This window comes from Mesorhizobium sp. 01N446 (genome assembly GCF_056399285.1).
Window position 1 is genome coordinate 1 of record NZ_JBFTRA010000035.1, and the last position, 605, is coordinate 605.

The 605-nt window shown below is 65.9% G+C and carries 1 protein-coding gene; it reads right to left on the reverse strand.

Annotated features, from left to right (window positions below; genetic code table 11):
- The coding region (locus tag AC1DPX_RS35095) for a VCBS domain-containing protein (RefSeq protein ID WP_477242596.1) at positions 1–605 on the reverse strand (605 nt) is incomplete at both ends.

The window sequence follows — 605 nt, forward strand, 5'->3', positions numbered from 1 at the left end:
GCTCCCGCTGCATCGATGGCGAAGGTGCCGTAGGTCCCGACRGTGCCGGCCTGGGCRACGAAGGTYGCMGGRCTGTCGACATCGGAGATGGTCAGCGTGCCSGAGCTCGATATGTCGGTGGCCGAGTTCGTCTCGGTCAGGTTGCGCACATCGGCCGACAGCACGGCGGCGTCATTGGTGCCGTCGATGTTGATGGTCACCGAAGTGTGGGTGCCGTCGGCGCTGACGACATCGAACGTGTCGGTGTAGGTGGTGCCGGCGGCGAACTCATTGTGGGCCGAGCTTGCGGTGTAGGTCCAGGCGCCTGCCGCATCGATGGCGAAGGTGCCGTAGGTCCCGACAGTGCCGGCCTGGGCRACGAAGGTYGCMGGGCTGTCGACATCGGAGATGGTCAGCGTGCCCGAGCTCGATATGTCGGTGGCCGAGTTCGTCTCGGTCAGGTTGCGCACATCGGCCGACAGCACGGCGGCRTCATTGGTGCCGTCGATGTTGATGGTCACCGAAGTGTGGGTGCCGTCGGCGCTGACGACATCGAACGTGTCGGTGTAGGTGGTGCCGGCAGCGAACTCGTTGTGGGCCGACGAGGCCGTGTAGGTCCAGGCGCC